General features: G+C 65.9%; 1 protein-coding gene. It reads right to left on the reverse strand.

The window, feature by feature from the left end; translation table 11 throughout:
- Nucleotides 1–21: 21 nt before the first annotated feature.
- Complete coding sequence (locus tag ACJH71_RS22255; protein WP_406760148.1) at nt 22–1077, reverse strand: IS110 family transposase; 1056 nt, start codon at nt 1075–1077, stop codon at nt 22–24.
- Between the last annotated feature and the right edge of the window lie 244 nt (nt 1078–1321).

A 1321-nucleotide genomic window follows, 5' to 3' on the forward strand; every position in this document is an offset into this window, starting at 1 on the left:
CGAGCGTGCATTGCTCCTATGTCAAGCGGCGGCTAGGTCGTGGGTTTGTGGTGGGGTGTGATTGTCGGTGAGCAGGCGTTTATAGACCACGCGGGCGAGTCGGCGTTTGAGGCAGCGAAGGGCCTCCCTGCTGGAGTCTCCTTGGGTTAGTCGCTTGCGGTAGTAGATCTGGCCGGGGCTGTCGGCGAGGCGGATCTGGGTGATTGCGATGCGGTGCAGTGCAGCGTTGAGTTGGCGGTTGCCCGAGCGGGTCAGTCGGACTCGGCCCGCGGTGTTGCCCGACCACACTGGGATCGGTGCGGTGCCACTGTGGCGGGCGAAGCTGGCTTCGGAGGTGAATCGGGTGATCCCTGCGGTTTCGGCGACGAGTTTGGCCGCGGTCAGGTCCCCGCAGCCGGGCAACGCCAGCAGTGCTGGGGCTGCCTGGGTGACGCGGTCGCTGATCCGGACGGTGAGTGCGTCGATCGCTTCAGTGAGTCGGGTGACGTCGGCCAGTTCGTCGCGGGCGATCTCGGCCAGCAGCCCGGGCTGAGTGCACAGCCACTGGGCCAGCTGTGCGCACGGGCGTGCGCGGTGCAACGATCCCCGCGGGGGCTCGGCGGCCGGATCGAGGTCATGAACGCGTTCGCGCAGCCGGTTGATTGTCGCAGTGCGTTGCGCGACAAGGTCTTCACGGCGATCGGTCAACAATTTCAGTTCCCGCGAGACCTCGTCGTGGGCGGCCATCGGTAGATCCGGATGGCGCAGCACTGCGTGCGCGACGGCCAGTGCGTCGATCGGATCGGACTTGCCGCGAGTGCGTGCTGAGGCCCGGGCCTGGGCCATCAACTTCGGTGCTACCCGCACCACCTGCTGGCCTGCGGTGAGCAGGTCGCGTTCCAGACGGGCCGAGTAGTTGCGGCAGTCCTCGACTCCCCACGTGAGATCGTGCCCGAACTCGACGCGGGCCCACCGCAACGCCTTGCGATGACCGGTCGTGGTGGCTGCGACGGTTTTCTCGCCGAGCTTGCGCCCGATCTCGTTGACCGCCACGAACGTGTGGCTGCGCTTGTGTACATCGGTTCCGATGACCACCATGGACAGTGCCTTCTTTCATCTCGACGGGAGGCAAGGAAGGTCGGGCCGGCCGGTGGACACATCTCAGTCGGGGCGGTGCCACGCTCCTATCAAGTCACACCGGTCGGTCCTTCCCCGCCTGATGCCGGCACAATGCACGATGGCCAACCCGAAGGTGGCAGTGTTTGCAAGAGCCAGGCACCAGGTGAGAAGAACCCAACCACCGCAACGCGGCACCGTCGAGACTGACACTGAGTGTTTGCAC

Source organism: Mycobacterium sp. SMC-15, from assembly GCF_045310925.1.
Classification (GTDB): domain Bacteria; phylum Actinomycetota; class Actinomycetes; order Mycobacteriales; family Mycobacteriaceae; genus Mycobacterium.